The 22,576-nt window shown below is 74.3% G+C and carries 14 protein-coding genes; 5 read left to right on the plus strand and 9 right to left on the minus strand.

Annotated features, from left to right (window positions below; all coding sequences use genetic code 11):
- Positions 1 to 485: 485 nt before the first annotated feature.
- Together ACFQSB_RS38145 and ACFQSB_RS38150 are read left to right on the plus strand one after the other, a co-directional pair.
- Positions 486 to 3,659: an ATP-dependent helicase gene (locus ACFQSB_RS38145; RefSeq protein ID WP_380832099.1), complete on the plus strand. Its 3,174-nt coding sequence runs from the start codon at positions 486 to 488 to the stop codon at positions 3,657 to 3,659.
- A gap of 68 nt (positions 3,660 to 3,727) precedes the next feature.
- Complete coding sequence (locus ACFQSB_RS38150; protein WP_380832101.1) at positions 3,728 to 7,543, plus strand: UvrD-helicase domain-containing protein; 3,816 nt, start codon at positions 3,728 to 3,730, stop codon at positions 7,541 to 7,543.
- Positions 7,544 to 7,585: 42 nt separating this feature from the next.
- Here ACFQSB_RS38150 and ACFQSB_RS38155 read toward each other — a convergent pair whose 3' ends face one another.
- From ACFQSB_RS38155 to ACFQSB_RS38185, 7 genes are all read right to left on the minus strand, one after another.
- On the minus strand, positions 7,586 to 7,975 hold the full coding sequence (locus ACFQSB_RS38155) for a hypothetical protein (RefSeq protein ID WP_380832067.1): 390 nt from the start codon (positions 7,973 to 7,975) through the stop codon (positions 7,586 to 7,588).
- A gap of 377 nt (positions 7,976 to 8,352) precedes the next feature.
- Positions 8,353 to 9,039 carry a hypothetical protein gene (locus ACFQSB_RS38160; protein WP_380832069.1) on the minus strand — a complete coding sequence of 229 codons (687 nt, stop codon included), beginning with the start codon at positions 9,037 to 9,039 and terminating at the stop codon, positions 8,353 to 8,355.
- 220 nt (positions 9,040 to 9,259) lie between these two features.
- A complete protein-coding gene (locus tag ACFQSB_RS38165; RefSeq protein WP_380832070.1) occupies positions 9,260 to 10,222 on the minus strand; it encodes an alpha/beta fold hydrolase in 963 nt (320 codons plus the stop codon).
- Positions 10,223 to 10,338: 116 nt separating this feature from the next.
- Complete coding sequence (locus ACFQSB_RS38170) at positions 10,339 to 11,493, minus strand: alanine racemase (RefSeq protein ID WP_380832072.1); 1,155 nt, start codon at positions 11,491 to 11,493, stop codon at positions 10,339 to 10,341.
- The gene (locus ACFQSB_RS38175) at positions 11,490 to 13,280 is read right to left on the minus strand and encodes an IucA/IucC family protein (RefSeq protein ID WP_380832074.1); all 1,791 of its coding nucleotides are present in this window, start codon (positions 13,278 to 13,280) and stop codon (positions 11,490 to 11,492) included. Before ACFQSB_RS38175 ends, ACFQSB_RS38170 begins: the two co-directional genes overlap by 4 nt.
- A complete protein-coding gene (locus ACFQSB_RS38180; RefSeq protein ID WP_380832076.1) occupies positions 13,277 to 15,274 on the minus strand; it encodes an IucA/IucC family protein in 1,998 nt (665 codons plus the stop codon). Before ACFQSB_RS38180 ends, ACFQSB_RS38175 begins: the two co-directional genes overlap by 4 nt.
- A complete protein-coding gene (locus ACFQSB_RS38185) occupies positions 15,271 to 16,602 on the minus strand; it encodes a siderophore biosynthesis protein (protein ID WP_380832077.1) in 1,332 nt (443 codons plus the stop codon). Before ACFQSB_RS38185 ends, ACFQSB_RS38180 begins: the two co-directional genes overlap by 4 nt.
- 197 nt (positions 16,603 to 16,799) lie before the next feature.
- Here ACFQSB_RS38185 and nudC point away from each other — a divergent pair, with 197 nt between their 5' ends.
- Positions 16,800 to 17,780: an NAD(+) diphosphatase gene (gene nudC, locus ACFQSB_RS38190; RefSeq protein WP_354840647.1), complete on the plus strand. Its 981-nt coding sequence runs from the start codon at positions 16,800 to 16,802 to the stop codon at positions 17,778 to 17,780.
- A 280-nt stretch (positions 17,781 to 18,060) separates the two neighbouring features.
- On the opposite strand, the gene ACFQSB_RS38195 is transcribed toward nudC, so the two are convergent.
- Both ACFQSB_RS38195 and ACFQSB_RS38200 read right to left on the minus strand, forming a co-directional pair.
- Positions 18,061 to 18,306 (minus strand): mycoredoxin, encoded by a 246-nt coding sequence (locus ACFQSB_RS38195; RefSeq protein ID WP_380832079.1) that lies wholly within the window; start codon positions 18,304 to 18,306, stop codon positions 18,061 to 18,063.
- Positions 18,307 to 18,412: 106 nt separating this feature from the next.
- Complete coding sequence (locus ACFQSB_RS38200) at positions 18,413 to 19,414, minus strand: alpha/beta hydrolase (RefSeq protein ID WP_380832080.1); 1,002 nt, start codon at positions 19,412 to 19,414, stop codon at positions 18,413 to 18,415.
- Between the two features lie 212 nt (positions 19,415 to 19,626).
- Here ACFQSB_RS38200 and ACFQSB_RS38205 point away from each other — a divergent pair, with 212 nt between their 5' ends.
- Both ACFQSB_RS38205 and ACFQSB_RS38210 read left to right on the plus strand, forming a co-directional pair.
- The gene (locus ACFQSB_RS38205; RefSeq protein WP_380832082.1) at positions 19,627 to 21,699 is read left to right on the plus strand and encodes an ATP-dependent DNA helicase UvrD2; all 2,073 of its coding nucleotides are present in this window, start codon (positions 19,627 to 19,629) and stop codon (positions 21,697 to 21,699) included.
- Positions 21,696 to 22,568, plus strand: a complete 873-nt coding sequence (locus ACFQSB_RS38210) for an acyl-CoA thioesterase (RefSeq protein ID WP_380832084.1) — start codon at positions 21,696 to 21,698, stop codon at positions 22,566 to 22,568. The genes ACFQSB_RS38205 and ACFQSB_RS38210 overlap by 4 nt, the downstream gene beginning before the upstream one ends.
- Positions 22,569 to 22,576 lie beyond the last annotated feature (8 nt).

Below are 22,576 nucleotides of genomic sequence, written 5' to 3' on the forward strand. Positions count from 1 at the left end.
GCCCCGCGCCCGGGCCCACCGGCGGGCCGCCGCCCGCGCGCCGCCGGGCGGCCTGCCGTCCCGCTTGCGCGGCCCCACCGGCCGGCCGCCCTGGTCCAGCGGTCCCACCGGCCGGCCCTCCTGCTTCCGCGGTCCCATGGCCACCGCGCTCCTTTCCGCGTGGCCGGTCCGGTGCCCCGCGGGGTCCGGCCGGTCGGCGCTCTTCCTGAACGGTTTCGGTCCGGTCAGCCTGGCAACGGAAAGGCCGGGTCAACAGGTCCAAACGCGTGCCGACCCGCAGGGCCAACGAATGACCGGCGCGGTCGGCGTGTCGGATCGGCGATGCGGAGAATGCCTCGATATCGTGACCTGTCGCCCAGGTCGGCGGCCGGATCGGGCACCGTACCGCTCGAGTCGGCACGATCTACACCTGTGGTCTGGTGGAATAGCGTGCTGTGAGTGGTCAGACGTACCGGCTGGTGCGGCGGGGAAGCGCGGGGCGGTCGATGCCTCCTGCTCTCGACGAGCACCAGCGAGCGGTCGTGCGCCACCAGGGCGGCCCGCTGCTCGTGCTCGCGGGCCCCGGCACCGGCAAGACCACCACGATCGTCGAGAGCGTCGTCGACCGCGTCGAGCGGCGCGGCGCCGACCCCGAGCGGGTGCTCGTCCTCACCTTCAGCCGCAAGGCCGCCGAAGAGCTGCGCGAGCGTATCACCGCGCGCATGCGCCGCACCACGAGAACGCCGCTCGCGCTCACCTTCCACAGCTACGCCTACGCCCTGCTGCGCCGCGAGGCCGTGCTCGCGGGCGACCCGCCCCCCCGGCTGCTGACCGGCCCCGAACAGCTCCTGGAAATCCGCCGCCTGCTGCACGGCGAGCTGGAGGACGGCGCGGCGCAGTGGCCCTCCGGCATGCGCGAGGCGCTCAAGACGCGCGGGTTCGCCGAGGAGCTGCGCGACTTCCTCGCCCGCGCGGCCGAACGCGGCCTGGACGGCGACGACCTGGTCGTCCTCGGCCGCGAGCACGGCCGGCCCGACTGGGCGGCGGCCGGCCGGTTCGCCTACCGGTACGCCGACCGCTTCGACCTGGACCCCACCCCCGCCCTCGACTACGCCGAGCTGATCCGCGCCGCCGCCGGCCTGCTGAACGACGTGGAGGTGCGGCGGCGCGAGCGCGCGGCCTACGACGTCGTGTTCGTGGACGAGTACCAGGACACCGACCCCGCGCAGGAGTTCCTGCTGCGGCGCCTGGCCGGCGACGGCCGCGACCTGGTCGCCGTGGGCGACCCCGACCAGTCCATCTACGGCTTCCGCGGCGCCGACGTGCGCGGCATCCTCGGCTTCCCCGATCGGTTCCGCACCGCCGAGGGCCGCGAGGCGCCGGTCATCGCGCTGCGGGTGTGCCGCAGGAGCGGTCCCGATCTGCTCGCCGCCTCGCGCCGCGTCGCCGGCCGCCTGCCGGCCCCGCCCGCCGTCCCCGGCGCCGAGCCGCCGTCCTCGACCGCGCGCTCGCGCGGTGACGGCCATCGCGAGCTCACCACCCCCGAGGGCGCCGACCCTGGCGAGGTCCGGGTGCTGCTGGCCGACAGCGAGAGCCAGGAGGCCGCCGTGGTGGCCGACACCCTGCGCCGCGCCCACCTCCTCGAAGGGGTGCCCTGGAGCCGCATGGCCGTCCTGGTGCGCTCGGCGAGCCGGCAGGTGCCCATGCTGCGCCGCGCGCTGCTCACCGCCGGAGTGCCGGTCGTGGTGGCCGGCGACGAGGCGCCGTTGGTCCAGCAGTCCGGCGTCCGGCCGCTGGTCACCCTGCTGCGCGTGGCGCTCCACCGCTCCGCGCTCGACGTCGCGACGGCCGAAGACCTGCTCACCGGCCCGGTCGGCGGCACCGACGCCATCGGCGTGCGGCGCCTGCGTCGCGCTCTGAGGGCCGCCGAGCTCGCGGCGGCCTCCGTGGACGACGGCACGCCGCAGCCGCCCCCGCGCTCGTCCGACGAGCTGCTGGTCGCGGCCCTGCGCGACGTCCGCGAGCTGATCCCGGTCGAAGACCACGTCGCCGCCTGCGCCGGGCGCGTCGCCCGGCTGATCGCCGTCGCCCGCGAGGCGGTCCAGCGCGGCGACACCGCCGAGGAGGCTCTGTGGGCGGTCTGGCAGGCGTCCGGGCTGGGCGACGCCTGGACCGAGGCCAGCATGGCCGGTGGCGCGCGGGGCGCCCAGGCCGACCGCGACCTCGACGCCGTGGTGGCGCTGTTCGACCAGGCCGCGCGGTTCGTCGACCGCCTCCCGCACGCCGGGCCCGAGGTCTTTTTGGACGACCTGTCCTCCCAGGAGATCCCCGGAGACACCCTGGCCGAGCACGCGCCCGACGGCGAGGCCGTCCGCGTCCTGACCGCCCACCGCTCCAAGGGCCTCGAGTGGGACGTCGTGGTCGTCGCCGGCGTGCAGGAGGGCGTCTGGCCCGACCTGCGCCTGCGCGGGTCGCTGCTCGGCGTCCAGGAGATGGTCGAGCGGGCCGGCGGATCCGCGCTCGACGGCGCCGACGCCGCCGGGGCCGCTCTGGCCTCCAAGCTGCTGGCCGAGGAGCGCCGGCTGTTCTACGTGGCCGCCACCCGGGCCCGCCGCCGGCTGGTCGTCACCGCCGTCGGCGGCGAGGACACCGACGAGCGGCCCTCGCGGTTCCTCACCGAGCTGCTGCCCGGGGCCGTCGAGGAGGCCGCCGTCGACGACCGCGCCCGCTGGCTCAGCATGTCCGCCCTGGTCGCCGACCTGCGGGCCGCCGTGTGCGACCCCGGCAGGCCCGAGCCGATGCGCCGCGCCGCCGCCGCCCACCTGGCGCGCCTGGCGCGGGCGGGCGTCCCGGGAGCCCACCCCGACGAGTGGTACGCGCTCACCCCGCTCTCGGACGACCGTCCGCTGAGCTGGCCGGAGAACGTCGTCCGGGTCTCCCCGTCCGCGGTGGAGAACTTCACCAAGTGCGGGCTGCGCTGGCTGCTCGAGACGGCCGTGGGCGCCTCGGGCACCGACATGTCCCGCAGCCTCGGCAGCGTCATCCACGCCATCGCCGTCCTCGCCGTCGCCGGGCAGGAGGGCGACACCCTGGGCAAGCGGCTGGACGAGGTCTGGGGCGACCTCGACTTCGGCGGGGTGTGGTTCAACCGCAAGCAGCGCCAGGTCGCCGAGCAGATGGTAGCCCGCTTCCTCGCCTGGCACGAGCAGAACCCCCGCGAGCTGGTCGCGGTCGAGGAGGCCTTCACCGCCGAGCTGTCCGACGGCGTGCACATCCGCGGCCGGGTCGACCGCGTCGAACGCGACGGCGAGGGCCGTGCCGTGATCATCGACATCAAGACCGGCACCACCAAGCCGTCCGACCAGGACCTCGACCGCCACCCCCAGCTCGGCGTCTACCAGCTCGCCACGCTGCTCGGGGCGTTCGAGCGCCACGGCATGACCGAGCCGGGCGGCGCCGCGCTCGTCCAGGTCGGCAAGGCCGCGGGCAAGGAGGCCAAGGAGCAGCGGCAGGGCGCGCTCGGCGACGACCCCGACCCCGGCTGGGCCAAGACGCTGGTCAGCACCGTCGCCACCGGCATGGCCTCCGGGGTGTTCACCGCCACGGTCAACGACGGGTGCCGAACCTGCGCCGCCAAGGCCAGCTGCCCCGTCAACGACGGCGGAGGCCAGGTGTGCTGACGCCCCCTCCCGATCCCTCCCCGCGCCCGTCCTCACCTGCGGCCGGGCCGGACGACACCAGGCCCGCGCTGATCAGCCCGGCCGAGCTGGCCGAGAAGCTCGGCATCCCGCCGCCCACGCCCGAGCAGGCCTCCGTCATCGAGGCGCCGCTCGAACCGACCGTCGTCGTCGCCGGCGCCGGGTCGGGCAAGAGCGAGACCATGGCCGGCCGGGTGGTCTGGCTGGTCGCCAACGGGCTGGTCCACCCCGAACACGTCCTCGGCCTCACCTTCACCCGCAAGGCCGCCGCCGAGCTGGCCGCCCGCGTGCGCAAGCGGCTCTCCCGCCTGGCCGAGGTCGGCCTGGCCCCGGCCGAGCTGCTGGAGGCCGAGCCGACCGTCTCGACCTACCACGCCTACGCCGCGCGGCTGGTCACCGACCACGCGCTGCGCGAGGCGATGGAGCCCACCATGCGCCTGGTCAGCCCGGCCGTCTCCTGGCAGATGGCGGCCCGGGTGGTCGGCCGGTACGACGGCCCGATGGACCGCGTCGACCTCGCCCCGCCCTCGGTCACCGCCGCGGTCCTCGATCTGGCCGGCGAGCTGTCGGAGCACCTGCGCTCCCCGGCGGAGGTCCGCGAGATCGGCCACTGGCTGGACGAGCGTTACGCCCGGCTCACCGGCCGCCCCACCCTGTCCCAGCGCCGGCCGGTCCGCACGCAGGACATCCGCGAGCAGTTCCTGCCCCTGGTCGAGGCGTACGAGCGCGAGAAGCGCCGGCGCGAGGTCATCGACTACGGCGACCAGATGGCGCTCGCGGCCCGCATCGCCGACCGCCACCCCGATGTCGGCATGATCGAGCGGGGCAGGTTCTCGGTGGTCCTGCTGGACGAGTACCAGGACACCAGCCACGCCCAGCTCGTCCTGCTGCGCGCCCTGTTCGGCGGCGGCCACCCGGTGACCGCCGTGGGCGACCCCTGCCAGTCGATCTACGGCTGGCGCGGCGCCTCCTCCGGCAACCTCAAGCGGTTCGTCCACGACTTCCCGGCGGCGACCGGCCGGCCCGCCCCCGTGCGCAGGCTCTCGGTCAGCTTCCGCAACGGCGAGCGGGTGCTCGACGTCGCCGCCCGCGTGCAGGGCCCGCTGCGCGCCGAGGCCCGCGAGGTGCCCGTCCTGGTCCCCGGCGGTAACCGCGTCGCCCGCGGGCGGGTGGTGTGCGCCTTCCACGACACCGCCGAGGACGAGGCGGCGTGGGTCGCCGACGGCGTGGCCCGCATGCTCGGCGGGGAGATCGCCCCGGACGGCCTGCCGTGGGGCGAGGGTGAACGCGACAAGCTACGCGACAAGCTCAAGCCGGGCGGCACGTGGGGCGGGGCCATGGCCCTGCAGCCGCAGGACGTCGCGGTCCTGGCGCGCAAGCGGGCGCAGTTCCCCGCGCTGCGCCGGGCCCTTGAGGCGCGCGACATCCCGGTCGAGGTCGTCGGGCTCGGCGGACTGCTCACCGTCCCCGAGGTGGCCGACCTGGTGGCGACGCTCCGCGTCCTGTACGAGCCGACGGCGGGCGACGCGCTCGTCCGCCTGCTCGCCGGGCCGCGCTGGCGCATCGGCCCCGCCGACCTGAAGGTCCTCGGCGACCTGGCCAGAGAGCTGACCATGGCCACCCGCCGCGGACCGGCGGCCGACGACCCGCTCGAACAGGTCGTCGTCGACATGCGCGAGGAGCGCGGCAGCCTGGTCGACGCCCTCGACGAGCTGGCCGACCGCTCCGAGTGGCTCGAACGCTTCTCCCCGCTCGCCCGCGCGCGGCTGCCGCGCCTGGCGCACGAGCTGCGCGTCCTGCGCGCCCACGCCGGGCAGCCGCTGCCCGACCTGATCGCCGAGATCGAGCGGCGCGTCGGCCTGGACGTCGAGGTGGCATCCCGCGGCGGCGGGCCGCTGGCCGCCCGCGCCGACCTGGACGCCTTCCTCGACGCGGCCTCCCGGTTCGCCGGCGACGCCGAGGACCCGACTTTGGGCGCCTTCCTCGCCTACCTCAAGGCGGCCGAGTCGGAGGAGTTCGGCCTGGAGGCCGGGCGGGTGGGCGAGACCAACAGCGTCAAGCTCATGACCGTCCACGCCTCCAAGGGGCTTGAGTGGCCGGTGGTCATCGTGCCGGGGCTCTCGCAGCTCACCACCCAGCGCGGCGGCCTGGCCAAGGGCAGCGTCTTCCCGGCGACGCCGGCGACCAACTCCCGGTGGACGGAGAACCCCCGCAAGCTTCCTTACCCGCTGCGCGGCGACCGGGCCGACCTGCCGGCCCTGGAAGGGCTGGAGAAGGACGACCTGGCCGAGTTCGACGAGCGCTGCCGCGAGCGCGACCTGATGGAGGAGCGGCGGCTGGCCTACGTCGCCGTCACCCGGGCCCACTACCTGCTGATCGCCTCCGGGTACCGCTGGGGGTCGGCCGCCAGGCCGCTGGAGCCCTCCAGCTTCCTGCGGGAGGTCCGCGACTCCTGCGGGCAGGTGGCGTACTGGGCCCCGGACGTCGAGGAGGACGCCGCCAACCCCCTGCTGGCCGAGCCCGCTTCGGCCGCCTGGCCGGCCACCCCCGAGGGCGAGCGGTACGAGGCCGTCCGCACCGGCGCCGACATGGTCCTGGCCGCCCTCGCCGCCTCCCCGCACCACTCCTCGGGCGCGTCCCCCCACCCCCCGGCCTTCTCCGGCGGGTCCGAGTCGCCGGGCGGGCGCGCCGTCGCCGCGGGGGTGGGTGCTCCCGGCGGCCCTGCCTCGCCCCCGATGCCCCCGATGCTCCCGACGGTCCCGACGGTCCCTGCGGTCCCGGCGGACGACTTCGCGTGGGAGGAGGTCCCCTGGGACGACGACGTCCCGGAGGACTTCCCCTGGGATGACCTGCTCCTCGACGACGCCGTCGCCGAGGATCTCCCGCCCCTGGAAGATCCCGCTGAGGACGACCTCTGGCCCGAGGTCCCCCCGCACACGACCTCCTGGGACGCCCCTCCGCCGCCGTCCCCGCGTCCCGGCGCCGTCCTGTCCGACGCGGCGTCCTCCGACGGCGCTCGCTCGGACGAGACGTCCTTCGACGAAGCCCCCTCCGACATGGCCTCCTCCGACGGCGTCCCCTCGGACACGGCGCCTTCGGGGTCGGCGTCCTCCGGCGCGGCGACCTCGCGGGTAGCGCCGGTGCCGTCGCTGGACGACCTTCCGCTGAAAGAGTGGGAGCGCGAGCGCGTCCGGGCCTGGGCGCGCGACACCGAGCTGCTGCTCCGCGAGCGCGAGCAGAGCAGGCGGCGGGGCGGCGCGGTCGTGGAGCTGCCCGCGCATCTGACGGTTTCCTCGCTGGTCACCCTGGCGACCGATCCCGCGGCGCTGGCCCGCCAGATCCGCCGTCCGCTGCCCCACAAGCCCGCGCCGCTCGCGCGCAGGGGCACCGCCTTCCACCGCTGGCTGGAGGGACGGTGGGGCCAGCAGCGGCTGATCGACGACTTCGAGCTGCCCGGCGCCTCCGACGAGCTGTCCGGCGCCGACGCCCAGCTCGCCGAGCTGCAGTCACGGTTCGAGGAGAGCCCGTGGGCGGCTCTGGAGCCGGTCGACCTGGAGGTCCCCTTCGAGACGATGATCGCCGACCGGCTGGTGCGCGGCCGCATGGACGCGGTCTTCGCCGACGGCGACGGGTACGTGGTCGTCGACTGGAAGACCGGCGAGCGTCCGCGCGGCGGCGCCGCCAGGGCCGCCTCGGTGCAGCTCGCCGCCTACCGCCTGGCCTGGTCGCACCTCGCCGGAGTTCCCCTGGGGAAGGTCGGCGCCGCCTTCCACTACGTCAGGGCCAACCAGACCGTCCGCCCGGTGGACCTGCTCGACTCCGCCGGCCTGGTCCGCCTCATCGAGTCGGTTCCCAAGGACGGGTGACGGCCGGGCCGCACCCGCCGCCGGTGTTCTCACCTGGTGTTCTCACTCGGGGCCGGAGCCGACCGGGGCGTCGAGCGAGAGCTCGTCGTTGGCCAGCAGCGAGAGCCAGCGCAGGGTCTCGCAGATCTGACCGATGGGGAACTGGAACTCCGGGGCGTCCCCGGCCGGGCTGACCAGGAACGCGGTGCCCCACAGTCTCGTGCGCACCGTGACCTTCGCCCGTGTCTTCCCGTCCGGCCCGTAGACGGTCAGCTCGGGCGGACGGCAGGCGCGCTGCGCCGGGATCGCCTCGGTGCCGATGGCAAGGCGCATCCTCATGAAGACGCGGCAGCGGACGCCTTCGGCGAGCAGGTGGCGGCGCAGGACCGTGAGCAGGCCGGCGTCGTCGGCCGCGCGCTTCTCCGAAACGATGTCATCGGCGCTCATCGTCATCGGCCCGATCTCGATCGGTGACAGGAGTCTTGACCGGTGCCGAATCCGCTGTTCTCTGCGGTGTCCCGCATCCGCTTTCATCGTCTATTTCGGAGTTATGTGCTTTCTCGGACATAGCCCCGCCCTCTCTGCGGCGAATCCCCCTGGTGCCCATCCCCACTTGGCGTTCGATCCTTACCCCGTGGAAGGGAATGTTCGCAACAAACGTTCGCCGCTTTCCGCTGGAGAGCCGATCGACCGGAATTGCGAGAAGGCGTCGAGGCTGCGGCAATTGCGGGAACGCTGTGAAGGGAGGGCGAAATAGCTAGGCCTAATCGCCGATTTCCCGGCAAGTCACAGAAATAGGAAAATCCGCTAACAAGGCGAGGGTGGAAGAGTCACGCGCGAGGGGCGCCGTACCAGCGCCAGGTGGCCGGACGCGGACGTCCGGGAAGCTCGCCGCGGCCGGTCGCCCACAGCAGGGTGGGCCAGGGCTCGGTGTCGTCCGGAGCGTCGGGGAACAGGCGGGCGAGGACGCGAACGCACAGGTCGGCGGGCGGTTCCCACGCGAGCCCGAGCCCGTCGATGACGTCGTGCACGTGGACCAGCGCCTCCACGACGCCCATCGCGGCGAACCCCTCGGGGTCGGACGCCCCGTACACGTGGTACGTCCGGGTGTGCGGCGGCTTGGTGCGCACGATGGCGGCGAGCAGCGCCCCGGTCGCCTCCAGCATCCGCAACAGCCCGTCCGGCCCCGCCTCGGGGTCGCAGCGGAAGGCGCTGGCCGGGCCGCCGGGCCTGCGGCTCTCCCAGACGAGCGGCAGGTGCCGGTCCACGAAAGGCGTCCTAGGGCCCTGCCGGATGGCGTAGGAGAAGAAGTCGTCGCTCAGATGCTGGATGGTCTCCCAGCGGTCCCACTCCAGCGAGCCGGCCCTCTGGCGCCAGGCGTCCTCCGGCACCCGCCGCAGGGTCTCCACGGCCATCAGGACGGTCCGGTCGAGATCGTCCGCCGTGACGGCCGGCGAGGACGAGGCGGAAGGAGAGACCGGCTCCGGGGACACCTCTGCGTCCGATGATCGCGACATGCCCTCGACCGTATCGCCCGCGCCCGGGCATCCCGCCCGGCGCCCCCGCCCCGTTCCCGTGGCGCGGCACGCGCGGCCCGGCGCCCGTCGCGCGGGGCAGGTCTGCAGGCCCCGGCCGCGGGTCGCAGGTCCGTTCGCGGTCAAGGAAGCCCTGTCCACGGGTGTGGGAAGCGGGCGGTGGGTCAGGACGCGACAGCACCTGGTCCAGCCGGGCGGTGGGTCAGGACGCCGACAGCACCTGGTCCAGCCGGGTGGCGAAGGCCACGTGCTGGGAACCGAAGCCCCCGTGGTCGCCGGGGAAGGCGACCGGCTCGGCGCCGAGGAGCTCGGCCAGCGCGATGGTGGCCCGGTACGGCGGCTCACCCTGCGACGCCTCGCCCACGGCCGGCACCACCCGCACCCCCGACGCGCGCAGCGCGGCGACGTCGACCGTGTAACGGGAGAAGCCCGGCACCTCGTAGCCGATGAAGAACGCGAAGTTCCTCCCCATGCGCTCCATCATCTCGGCCATCCCGGCGTCCATCCCCCCTTCCGGGCCGTGCGTCGCCGCGGCGTCCCCCTCACCAGCGGCGTGTCCTCCGGACGCGCCCTTCGGCCCGTCCGCTCCGCCTCCGTCCACCCTCTGTGCCCCGTCGGCCCCGTCGGCTCCGTCCGCCCCGTTCTCCTCGGACGGCTCGCCGCCGCCCATGCCCATCGCGGAGGAGAGCGCCTGACCCGCGGCCTCGACGCCCTCCTCGGTGAAGACCTTCTCGACCTGGTCGACGACGGCACGCCAGTGGTCGCGGTCGGGCAGCAGGTCGAAGACGGGCGGCTCGTGGGCGACCAGGGTGCGCACCAGCTCGGGATGGCGGGTGGCGAGCTCCAGTCCGATCTCGGCGCCGGAGCTGTTGCCGAAGACGTGAGCGGGCCGTTCCGCCGTGACGCCCACCGCCGTCAGCACGCGGCCGGCGTCGTCGCCGTGCACCTCGACGCTCTGGTGTTCCGGCGCCCCGTCGAGCGGGCTGCGCCCGTTGCCGCGCCGGTCGTAGGTGACCACGGTGTAGCGCTCGGCGAGCCGGCCCGCCAGGCCCGCGTACCCGGCCGCGTCGTACACCCCGCCGCAGATCAGCAGCAGCACCGGCCCCTCGCCTCGCACCTCGTAGTACAGCGTCGCCCCGGGCGCCTTGAGCGTGTTCGTCCTCACCGCGTCCACCGTCGTTCCTCCTGAAGGATCGTCGTCCCCGCCGATTCCGGCCTCTCACCAGGGAGTCGGAGCCGTCCCCGCCCTCTCGACGTCCCCCTCGGAAATTCTCCTCCGGCTCAGGTGAGGTAGTGGAAGCCGGGCTTGGGGTGCATGAGGAAGTCGTGGTGGGAGATGGTCCAGGCGTAGGCGCCGGCCAGGCCGAAGGCCACGATGTCCCCGACGTCGACCGTCATGGGGATCCGGCGGGCGAAGACGTCCTTGGGGGTGCAGAGCTGGCCGACCACGGTGACCGGCTCGGTGGTCGCACCCGTGCCGGGGCGGCCGGTCGGCAGCACGGCCAGCGGCTGGTCGTGGCCCTTGGCCGCCGGGGTGCGCAGGTGGTGGGTGCCGCCGGTGACCACGGCGAAGACCTCGCCGTGGACCCGCTTCACGTCGATCACCCTGGTGAGGTACCAGCCGCAGTACGCCGTCAGCGCCCGGCCGGGCTCGACGCGCAACAGCTCGCCAGGCTCGCGCAGCTCCGCGAGCCCCCGCCCGTAGGTCTCCCAGTCGAACAGCTCGGACGGGTCGTGGTACGACACGGCCATGCCGCCGCCGAGGTCGACCTCCACGGCCGGCGCGTCCTGGCCGAGGTCCCGGCTCGTCGGGATATGCCCTTCGCCGGACAGGTCGCGGGCGAAGCCCAGGACCGCCTTGGCCAGGTCGAGCAGGTCGGGCGCGCGCAGGCCGCTGGCCAGGTGGGCGTGCAGGCCGCGCGGCCGCACCCTGTTCTGCCGGCGCAGCAGCGAAAGGCACTCCCGCACCCCGCCGGGGTCCATGCCGAACGGCGTCGCGCCGCCGCCCATGGCCAGTGCGGCGCCCTGGACCGGCACGGCCAGGTTCACCCGCAGCAGCGCGTCGGCCGGGGCTCCGGTCTCGATGAGCCGGCGCAGCTCGCCGGGGCTCTCGACGTGCAGGCGGTGGACGTCCAGGGCCAGTTCGGCGTCGGTCTTGCCCGGGCCGCCGAACGCGAGGCGGGCCCGCGGCAGCACCGAGCGGACGTGCGCGACCTCGCCGCCGGAGGACACCTCGAAGCCGTCGGCGTACGGGGCCAGGGCGCGCAGCAGGGCGGGGTCGGGGTTGGCCTTGACGGCGTAGTACAGCTCGACGTCCCGCAGGGCCGCCCGGACGGCGGCGGCGTGCCGGTCGAGCGCGGCCAGGTCGTACACATAGGCGGGCAGGGCGTCGGCGAGGCGTTCGGCACGCTCGCGCACCCGGTCGGGGATGTTCACGCCGGCACCCCCGCGAACGGGTTGGCCACGGGGACGTACCCCGCGTCGCGGTCGGCCGAGCGGGCCCACCGGGTGGTCAGGTTGGCCTTGGCGGGCAGCGGGGCTCCGGCCAGCAGGTCGCGCAGGGGGAGCGGGAGCCGGCCGCGGCCGGCGTGGCGGGCGACGCGCCCCCGGGCGTCCGCCCACAGCTCGTGGAGCAGGTCGTCGCGGGCGTGCGGCGCGGCCGTTCCCGCGACGGTGGCGGCGATCTCGGGGAGGTGGTTCACCATGATGCAGTAGACCACGCGGTTCCAGCCGCGCGCGGCGTCGTAGGTGGCGGCTCTGGTGACCGGATCCGGAAGCCCGGACAGGTCGTGGCGGCCTTCGACCAGCTTGGTGCCCTCCATGTCCCGAAATATCGCTTCAATTGGCATGCCGTCGGCGTCGATGCCGACCAGGACGTTCTGCAGGTGGGGCTCCAGCACCACGCCGTGCCCGAAATAGGCGTCCAGCACCGGCAGCGCCACGTGCTCCACGTACGCGCCCCACCACCGCACCGGCTCGCGCCGCAGCGCGGTCACCACCGCCGCCGGCTCCGGCGCCTCGCCGTCCGGGACGGCGCCCAGGGCTGCCAGGGTCCCGGCGAGGATCGGAGTGACCCCGGGACCGGCGACCTCCCACGGGCTGGACCGGACGATGACGCCCAGCCCCTCCAGCAGGCGCGTCCCGAGCCGCGCCGAGCGGTACCCCGGTTCGGGCAGCCAGCGGGTGCCGGGCAGGCGCCGCGCCAGGTCGGCGAACACCGGCGCGAGCCGGGCGCTCACCTCGGCCGCCGAGGCCAGCTCGTACCAGGCGTTCTTGCGCACGCAGTTGGTGATGCGCACGTCGAGGCTGAACTTCAGGCACTTGCCGATCGCCGGCTCGTACACCGTGCGCACCGAGGAGGTCGGGACCGCGGGCAGCGCGGCGTCCCCGAGGTCCACCAACCACCCGTCCGCGAACGGGGCGGCCAGCTCGGCGGCGAGCAGCTCGAGCTGCCACGGGTGGGCGGGGAGCAGCGTGTACCCGGGCGGCGCCTCGCCGAGCCCGTCGAGGGCCCCGGAGTCGCCGCCGGTCGCCAGCACGTCGTCCCGCACGCCCAGCAGCCGCAGCGGGAACGCGGCGTGCGCCTCCGGCGCGTACCGGACCCACCCTGCGCCGCCTCTGGACTTGGGGGAGGGGTGGAACGGGTGCCCGAGCACCAGCGCCTGCTCCGAGGCCAGCCACGGATCCTGGGGAGGTTTCGCGCCGGCCCGCTCGCGCAGCATGACCGCGATGGCCGCACGGCTCGCGGCGACCTGCCCGGCGAACTCCTCGTTACGCCGGAGCACGGGCCGACCGGCGAACGACTCCTCCCCCCGGCCGGCCCCGGCCTCGACCAGTTCGGCCTCGACCAGGCGGACGAGGTGGTCGGCCGACAGCGGGCGCCAGGCGCCGTGCCGCAGCCGTTCGGCGTCGCCGTCGAAGCGCAGTGCGATCCCTCCGGAGGTCGGCACGCGGATGAGGGTGCCCGCCAGACGCAGCAGCAGGTACGGCGCGGCGGCCCAGACCTGTCCGCGCGGTCCGGCGACCTCCCGCACGCAGCACCGCAGCAGCGCCGCCAGCGTCGCCCGCTCCGCGACGCCCCGCCACGCCGGCTCCGCGATGCCCCGCCACGCCGGCTCCGTACCCCCGGCCTTCCCCGCACCTCCCGCGTGGTCCGCGTTCCCCGCGCCCGCGTTGTCTGTCCCCTCCCCGTAGTGGCCGGAGTCGCATACGACGCCGTTCAATGGTCGGCCTCTCTCCGGAGGTGGTGGCGCAGGTAGTTCGGCCCGCTGGCGCCGTAGTGCTTGTTGATGTCGGCCGAGACGATGCGCGACCGGGCCACCAGGGTTCCGGCGCTGACCATGGACTTGCCGACCAGGCGGGCGGCGTCCAGCGTGCGGGCGCGCAGCAGCCGCGCCACCGGGTCACCGCCGTACTCGGCCAGCGCGCTCTCCAGCGCCGGCGCGACCAGCTCGCCGTGGCCCGCGCCGAACGCCACCGCGGCGGCGGCCAGGTGCAGGGTGATCGTGACGAACACGTCCGCGAGCGCGTGCGGGTCGCCGTTGAGCATGCGCGGGTCGGCGAACGCGGGGACCTCCAGCCCCGCCGCGAGCAGCCGTTCCGGGGAGGCGAGCAACCCGTCGTCGTCCTTGACCAGCAACCGCATCGCCGCGCCGGGGCCCGCGTCCTCGTCGAAGACCAGGGCGAGGTTCTGCTGGTGCGCCTCCAGCGCGACGCCGTAGGTGACGAACAGGCGGACATTCCAGGTGAACAGCACGCGCAGGTAGTCGGCCAGCAACGCGGCCACCTCGCCGCCCCGGTAACGGGCGGCCAACTGGTCGATCACCCGGCCGCCGCCGGGGAACGGCGCGGTCAGGGCGGCGACCGGGACGATCTCGCCCGGGGGTAGCCTGCGCAGCATCCAGCCGAGGTGGTCGTGCCCCGCGTGCGCGTAGGTCTGCTCGTCGGCGACCAGCACGTCCAGGCCGTCCTCGCGGCGCAGGATCTCGCGCAGCAGCAGCTCCGCCCGCGCGCCGTCCTCCAGCGTGCCCGGTTTGATGGACCGCCGGTTGCGCGCGCCCAGCGTGCTCGTCGTCAGGGGCAGCTTGAGGTGCGTGCGCGGGTCCACCTCCACGGTGCGCATCGACAGCGTGGGACGCACCGCCAGGTACGGCTCGTCCAGGAGCAGCACACCGGGTATCGCGCGGACGGCGGCCACGGTCAGCGGGTGCACCGGGAAGCGCAGGTGCTCGGCGTCGCGCGCGGGCCACCACGCGGGAAGCGCGCCCATGGCCGCCGGCCTGGTCACCCGCTCGACCGGCACGACCGCCCAGCGCAGCGGGAAGGACGGCGCGAACTCGGGGGCGTAGGCGGCGACCTCGTCGTCGGCGAGGCCGAGGCGGGCGCGCGAGGTGGGGTAGACCGGATGGTCGGCGAACGCGGCGAGCGTCTCGTAGGCGACCGTCCGGCTCAAAGACGCCTCATCACCAGAGAAGCGGACGAAAGCGGGGAGAACGGGACGGTGCTCGGACGACGCAACCCACCGCTGCGCGTCGGCCGGGGAAGCGGCACGCGGGTGGGGCGGCGCGTCGTCTTGCTGGGCGGTGGGCGGGGAAGCGGTGCCCCGATGGGGCGGTCGTGTGTCGTAGGCGGAGGCCGGCAGGACGGGGCGAAGGCGGGCCAGGATCTCGTCCCGGCGAGGGTCGTGCAGCTCGTACGCGCGCAGCGCCGCGCGGCACTCCTCGGCGAAGGCGGCCACGCCCTCCGCGTCCCCGGGGGCGGCGCTCTGGACCAGCGCGTCGAGCACCTCGGCCAGGGTCAGCGACTGCCCGCGGGCGACCTTGAAGTCCTGGTACAGGTGGCCCGGTGTCAGGCGCACCCGCCGCCCGGAGGGCAGCACGAGCTGGACGCCGTCCTTGGTGCGGGTCATCCGGGAGGCCAGGCCGCCGTAGTCCTCGCGGACCAGCGCGTCCAGCACCCGGGCGGCCAGATACGGCTCGCGCGGTCCGCCGCCGCGCGGCCCCGCGTCCCGCACACGGCCGGGACCGTCCGCGCCATCCGGCGCACCCGCCCCGTCCTGGCCGCACTGGGCGTCCTGGCCGCGCTGCGCGTCCTTGCCGCCATGGCCCACATGGCCGACATGGTCGCCATGGCCGTGTGGGGCGCGATGGTCACGGGAGGGCTCTCCGGGACGGAGGCCGGAGGAGGTCTCCTCGCGCTCGGCGGTGGCCCGGGTCACTCGACCACCCACGGGGCGCGGGCGCGGAAGGCCTCGATGGCGCTGTCGACGGCCTGCCTGCCGGACCCAACAGCGCGGAGTATGCCGAGGTAGTCCCGGTTGGTGTGGGTCGGTTCCACGACGTCCCCGGGCGCGCGCAACGCGCGGTGGCGCAGGCGCACGCCGCCGATGGTCTCGGCCACGTCGCCCGGCCCCGCCTTGACGACCCCTGCCCGCTCCGCGACCAGGCTCAGCGCCGCCCCGTGGCCGGAGACCGGCGGCGGGGCCTGTGCGGGCTCGCCGAGGTGCACCCGCAGGATGTGCTCGAACAGCGGCACCCCGAGCAGGTCGGTGAGCAGGAAGCCGCAGGTGTCGCCGATGAGCCGGTAGTTGACCTCCACGATCCGCGGACCGCGGGCGGTGATGACGTACTCGGTGTGGCAGGCGCCGAATCCGGCGCCGATCGCGGCGAGCGCCCGCACGACATGCTCGCGCGGCCCCGCCTCGGCCCCGTCCGCGACGGACCGTCCCCGCGGCGCGTCAAGGGTGGGTGGGACGCGGTGGCCCGAGCCCGCGTCAAGGACGTCCGGGACGGACGGTCCCCGCGGCGGGTCAAGGGCGGTGGGGACGTGGTGGCCTGGGCCCGCGTCAAGGACGTCCGGGACGGGCCGGCCGGGGAGCGCCCGCGGGTCCCAGTCGAGGCGCTCTTCCACGAAGTGCGGGAGGGGGCCGAGGGTGGTGTGGAAGCCGCCGAGGACGTGGAGCGCGCGACCGTCGCCGAGGGTCTCCAGGGTGTGCAGGGGGCCCTCCAGGTACTCCTCGATCACGAGCGCGGCCCCCGGGCGCCGTGCGCGGACGCCCGCGACCGCCGCGGCCAGCTCCTCCGCGCCGGCGGCCAGCACGACGTCCTCGCTGGCGACGCCCTCGCGCGGCTTGACCACGACCGGGTACGCCGGCGGGTCCGGCACCGGCTCGCCGGGTCCGACCTGCGCGGACCACACCTGCTCCACTCCCGCGGCGGCGAGCCGGCGCCGCGTGAGCGCCTTGTTCTTGGCGGTCAGGCAGGCGCGCCAGTCCTTGGCCGGCAGGCCGAAGTAGTCGGCGGCCAGCGCGGTCTCGGGCTGGATGTGGTCGGAGTCGGAGAAGATCGCGTCGGGCCGGCGGTGGCGGGCGATCGCGTCGACGACCGCGCGCGCGTCGCGCACGTCGGTGCGCAGGGTCTCCACCCCGGTGTACCGCTCGGGCCGGTCGGTGAGCAGCGTCACCTCACAGCCGAGCGCGCGGGCGGCCGGCAGGAATCCATCGGTGACCGAGTCGGTCGGGTTCAGCGCGGTGAGGTACAGCCGCACGCAGGACACCCCCGGAATCAGGTAAGGCTAACCTAACTTGACCGGGTGAATCCTAGCCGCACCGCGATATCACTCGCTGCTGGACATGCTAACCACGCTGAATGTCCGTGTTGTGGCCGCCCACCGGGCATTTCGGTCGGCCATCTTCAGCGGCATAGGATGGACAACCTGCTGGGAGGGAGACGCACGTGGGAGAGATGTCGCAGGGCCAGCGGCTGCTCGGTCCCCTGCTTCTGGCGCGAGGAGGCGTCGACAGGTCCGCCCTGCACCGCAACGACGAGGCCTGGCTGAAGACCGCGTGGGCCGACCCCGCGACGCGCGTCCTGCTCATCAGCGACGGCAACACGCTGATCCGCCGCGACAACGGCACGGCGAACCTGGTGTTCGTGTCCCCGCACCAGGCGCCGCCCGGCGAGCGTTACCTGCTCGGCGTCGACCCCGGCGGCGTCGCCTACTTCGCCGTCGCGGTGAAGGGCGAGCTGCCGCTTCCCCCCTCCGCGCCGCTGCCCGAGGGCACCGAGGTCGCCGAGGCGATCCAGGACGTGCCCGACTGGGCCGACGTCGCCACCGAGGGGTTGCGCAAGGCGGGGGCCGCGCTCGGCGACCGCGACGCCGGCCTGCTGGTCAACGCCGTCGCGCTGGAGGCCTGGCACGCCACCCACGAGCACTGCCCGAGGTGTGGCGGCCGCACGAACATCATCAACGGCGGCCACATGCGGGTCTGCCCGAACGACGGCAGCCAGCACTTCCCCCGCGTCGACCCGGCGGTCATCATGCTCGTCCACGACGGCGACGACCGCTGCCTGCTGGCCCGCGGCCCGCAGTGGCCCGAGGGCCGCTTCTCGGTGCTGGCCGGCTTCGTCGAGCCCGGCGAGTCGCTCGAGCAGGCCGTCGCGCGCGAGGTGTTCGAGGAGGTCGGCGTCACCGTCGCCGAGCCCCGTTATCTGGGCAGCCAGCCGTGGCCGTTCCCGCGCAGCCTCATGCTCGGCTTCTTCGCCAGGGCCACGACCACCGAGATCACCCGCGACCCCGAGGAGATCGCCGAGGCGCTCTGGCTCACGCGCGCCGAGCTGGGCGCGGCCGTGGAGAACGGCGACATCCGGCTGCCGCCGGGGGTCTCCATCGCCCGCCGCCTCATCGAGACGTGGTACGGCTCCTACCTCCCGGGCGACTGGTAGCCGAGGAGGCAACCCCGGGTCGCGGCCGCCGGACGGGGCCGTCCGGCTGCGGAACATGGTGAACCGTCACCGGGACGGAGGCCCCGCAGCGAAACGGGCAACCCGCGATGAGATGGGCGACCCGACAGTGGGGCAGGGGGCCCGTAACGAGACGGGGTAACCCCGATCAGACCGGCAACCCCTCAGCGAGACAGGGCGACCGTCAGCGGGGCGGGGCACTCGCGACGGGACGCCGGCGAGCGGGCTGAGCCCGTCGCCGGCGGGCGCCGAGGGGGTCGCGTCAGGCCTTCGCCCGCGCGAGCAGCCCTTTGAGCTGGATGACCGAGGGGTTGGTCAGGGCGGTGCCGTCTTCGAGCACCACCGTGGGCACGACCTGGTTGCCGTTGTTGACGCTCTCCACGAACTTGGCCGCGTCTGGGTTGGCCTCGATGTCGATCTCCTGGAAGGAGATGCCCTCGCGCATGAGCTGGCCCTTGAGCCTCTTGCAGGGACCGCACCAGCTGGTGGTGTACACCTTGAGCGCCATAGCCTGATTTATCCCTTCATCGTCGGCATCACCTGGCAACACCGCCGCTCCCGCTGGTGTTCCCGGCGTCCGACGCCGCGTCAGTGTGCGCCGACTCGACGCGGCGTCAGTGCGCGCCGACCCGGCGCAGCGAAGGCAGGTGTCCGGACGCTGCCGACTTGGAGCCGCTCGCCGGCTTCGGCGCGGCGGGCGCGGCCAGCTTGCCGGCGACCCACTCGCGGACCCCCTCGGCGACGCCGGGCTCGCGGTAGAGCGGCGCGCTGTGGAAGTACCCCGGCACGACGCGGATGTTCATCGCCACGCCCACCTGGTTGAGCTGCTCCTTCAGCAGCTCGCTCTGGTAGGCGGGCACGAACTCGTCCGAGGAGTGCACCGTGAGGACGGGGGCGTCGTGCGCGCTGGCGTGCCAGGGCACCTCCATGCTGGACCAGACCCTCGCGCAGGCGCCGGTGGGACGGCAGCCGCCGGCCAGCGCGATGGCGCTCTGGCGGAGCTTGCGCTGGTCGAAGTCCGCGCCCTCGTCGCCGTCGGAGTAGGCGGTGAGCGGGGAGATCACCGGCGAGATGCCGACGACGCCGCGCAGCCCGGGCAGGCCGTCCTTGTAGGTGCCGACCGCGGTGGCGAGGTGGCCGCCCGCCGAGAACCCGACGACGACATAGCGGTCGGGGTCGAAGGAGAAGAAGTCGGCGTGCCGGCGGGCGGTGGCGATGGCGGCCAGCGTGTCGGTGCGCTGCGCCGGCCAGGCGGCCTCCTGCGACAGCCGGTAGTTGATGTTGAAGACGGTGTAGCCCATCGCGGCGTACGAGCGGGTGACCTCGGTCATGTACTTCTTGTCGCCGCTGTTCCACCAGCCGCCGTGGATGACGAACACGCCCGGCCTGCGGCCGGCGTGCGGATCCCACCACACGTCCATGCGCTGGCGGGCCGACTGGCGGCCATAGGCGTAGGTGCGCACGATGGTCGAGGCCAGCACGTCTTCACCGGGCGGTGCCTGGGTGGCGCTGGGGGAGGGTGTCGGCGTGGTGGTCGCGCCGGCGGGCGACGTGGCCGCCGGTGCGAGGAGTACGGTGGCCAGAGCGAGCGATCCCACCGTTACCGCGCTTCTCACTGGACGTCTTCCTTCCCCGAAACCATCGGCTCCCATTGTGGAGCAAACCTCGCACTCGCGCACGTACGAGAACCCCTGACGCGCACAGCCGAGAGCGTAGGGCACCAACCTGGGAGCGCTTTCAGGTTGTCCACATGCAGGCCGCGCGGGCGGCCGGCTGCTGGAAGGATGATGCCAGCACACCGTCCGCATCGCACGTTAGGAGGCCCAGTTTGGAGCGCGAAGACGCCCTCGCCGGGCTCGACCCGGAGCAGCGCGAGGTGGCCGAGGCGGTGCGGGGGCCGGTGTGCGTGCTCGCGGGCGCCGGCACCGGCAAGACCAGGGCGATCACCCACCGCATCGCCCACGCCGTCCGCTCCGGCGTCGTCGACGCACAGAGCGTGCTCGCTGTGACCTTCACCACGCGCGCCGCCGGCGAGCTCAAGCAGCGCCTGCGCGCACTCGGCGCGACCGGCGTCCAGGCGCGCACCTTCCACGCCGCCGCGCTGCGCCAGCTCACCTATTTCTGGCCACGCGTGATCGGCGGCGAGCCGCCGAGGGTCGTGGAGTCCAAGCTGCCCCTGCTGATCGAGGCGTGCCGGGTGGCGCGGCGCACCCCCGACCGCGGCGAACTGCGCGACGTCGCGGCCGAGATCGAGTGGGCCAAGGTCACCCAGGCGACCCCCGAGGAGTACGCCGCCCTCGCCGCCAAGGCCGGCCGCACGCCGCCGATCCCCGCCCAGGAGGTCGCCCATCTCTACGAGGCGTACGAGACGCTCCGGCGCCAGCGCCACCTGGTCGACTTCGAGACCATCCTCGAGCTCACCGCCGCGGTGATGACCGAGCACGAGGAGGTCGCCGCCGAGATCCGCCGTCAGTACCGCTACTTCGTGGTCGACGAGTACCAGGACGTCAACCCGCTGCAGAAGCTCCTGCTCGACACCTGGCTGGGCGGCCGCGACGACATCTGCGTGGTCGGCGACCCCAACCAGACCATCTACTCCTTCAGCGGCGCCACCCCGCGCTATCTCACCAACTTCGCCGTCGAGCACCCCTCCGCCACGGTGGTCAAGCTCGTGCGCGACTACCGCTCCACGCCGCAGGTCGTCGGGCTGGCCAACAGCCTGCTGGCCAAGGCGCGCACGCCCCACCGGCTCGAACTGGTCGCGCAGCGGCCCGACGGGCCGCGGCCGGTGTTCGCCCAGTGCGACGACGAGCCCGCCGAGGCCGCGGCGGTCGCCGCGCGGGTCAAAGAGCTCATCGCCCAGGGCGTGCCCACGCGCGAGATCGCCGTGCTCTTCCGGGTCAACGCCCAGTCCGAGCTGTACGAGCAGGCGTTCACCAAGGCCGGCGTCCCCTATCTCCTGCGCGGCGCCGAGCGCTTCTTCGAGCGGCCCGAGGTCCGGCAGGCCGTCGTGCTGCTCCGGGGCGCCGCCCGCTCGGCCAACGACGAGCAGCCGCTCGCGCAGGCCGTCCACGACATCCTCGGCGGCATCGGGCTCACGGCCGAGGCCCCCGGCGGCGGCTCCGCCCGCGAGCGGTGGGAGTCGCTGAACGCGCTCGCCGAGCTGGCCGAGGACATGGCGGCCGAGGGCGGCGACCTCGCCCGGTTCGTCGCCGAGCTCGAGCGCCGGGCCACCGAGCAGCACGCCCCGCCGATCGAGGGGGTGACGCTCGCCTCCCTGCACGCCGCCAAGGGCCTCGAGTGGGACGCGGTCTTCCTGATCGGCCTCACCGACGGCATGCTGCCGATCGTCTACGCCGAGACCCCCGAGCAGATCGAGGAGGAGCGGCGCCTGCTCTACGTCGGCGTCACCCGCGCCCGGGCCCATCTGCACCTGTCCTGGGCGCTGGCGCGGTCGGCGGGCGGCCGCAAGGCGCGGCGCGCGTCCCGCTTTCTCGACGGCCTCACCGGCACGGCCGCCTCCGCCGCGCCCGGCCCGGCCCGGTCCGGCCCGCGTGAGCGCCGCGCCGCGCAGGCCCGCGTCGCCGTGCCCATCTCCTGCCGCGTCTGCGGCAAGACCCTCACCGTGGCCGCCGAGCAGAAGCTCGGCCGCTGCGCCACCTGTCCCGCCGACTATGACCAGGAGCTCCTCGAGCGGCTTAAGCTCTGGCGTACGAATGCGGCGAAAGAGGCCAAGGTGCCGACGTACGTCGTATTCACGGACGTTACGCTCCAGGCACTGGCCGAGCGGGTCCCCACCACCGAGGAGGACCTGCTCTCGATCGCCGGCATCGGGCGCGTCAAGCTCGAGCGTTACGGCCAGGCCGTCCTGGACATCTGCCGCGGAGGGGAAGTGACGTGAACGAGGCGCTCAAGGAGGTCCTCGACCTGCTCGACCTGGAGCAGATCGAGCAGGACATCTTCCGGGGCAGAAGCCCGGAAGAGCGCATCCAGCGCGTCTTCGGCGGGCAGGTGGCGGCGCAGGCGCTGGTCGCGGCCGGCCGCACCGTGCCGGGCGACCGCACCGTGCACTCCCTGCACGCCTACTTCATCCGGCCCGGCGACCCGGCGGTCCCCATCGTCTTCAACGTCGAGCGGGTGCGCGACGGCCGCTCGTTCACCACCAGGCGGGTCGTCGCCATCCAGCACGGCAAGGCCATCTTCACCATGTCGGCGTCCTTCCACGTCCTGGAGGAGGGCATCGGCCACCAGGCGGCGTCCATGCCGCCGGTGCCCGCCCCCGAGACGCTGCCGCTGTTCCAAGACCGCATGCTCGACCTCGTCGGCGACACCGAGCCGTGGCGGAGTTGGCTGGCCAAGCCGCGCCCGGTCGACGCCCGCTACGTCACGCCGCTCACCTGGGAGGCCTACCGCGACCCCTCCCTGCGCGGCTCCGAGACGCAGGTGTGGTTCCGGTATGACGCCGACCTGCCGGACGACCCGCTCCTGCACGTCGTGCTGGCCGCCTACGCCTCCGACTACACGCTGGTCGACACGGTGCTGCTCACCCACGGTCTCGCCTGGGGCGCCTCCAACCTCACCGGTGCGTCCCTCGACCACGCCATGTGGTTCCACCGGCCGCTCAAGGTCGACGACTGGGTGCTCTACGCCCAGGAGTCGCCGTGGTCCGGCAACGCCCGCGGCCTCGCCCAGGGGCAGATGTTCACCGCCTCCGGAGACCTCGCCGTGTCGGTCGTCCAAGAGTGCATGATCCGTGTAGCAAATCCGTGAAATAGCAG

The sequence above is a fragment of the Sphaerisporangium rhizosphaerae genome, assembly GCF_042665155.1.
Classification (GTDB): domain Bacteria; phylum Actinomycetota; class Actinomycetes; order Streptosporangiales; family Streptosporangiaceae; genus Sphaerisporangium; species Sphaerisporangium rhizosphaerae.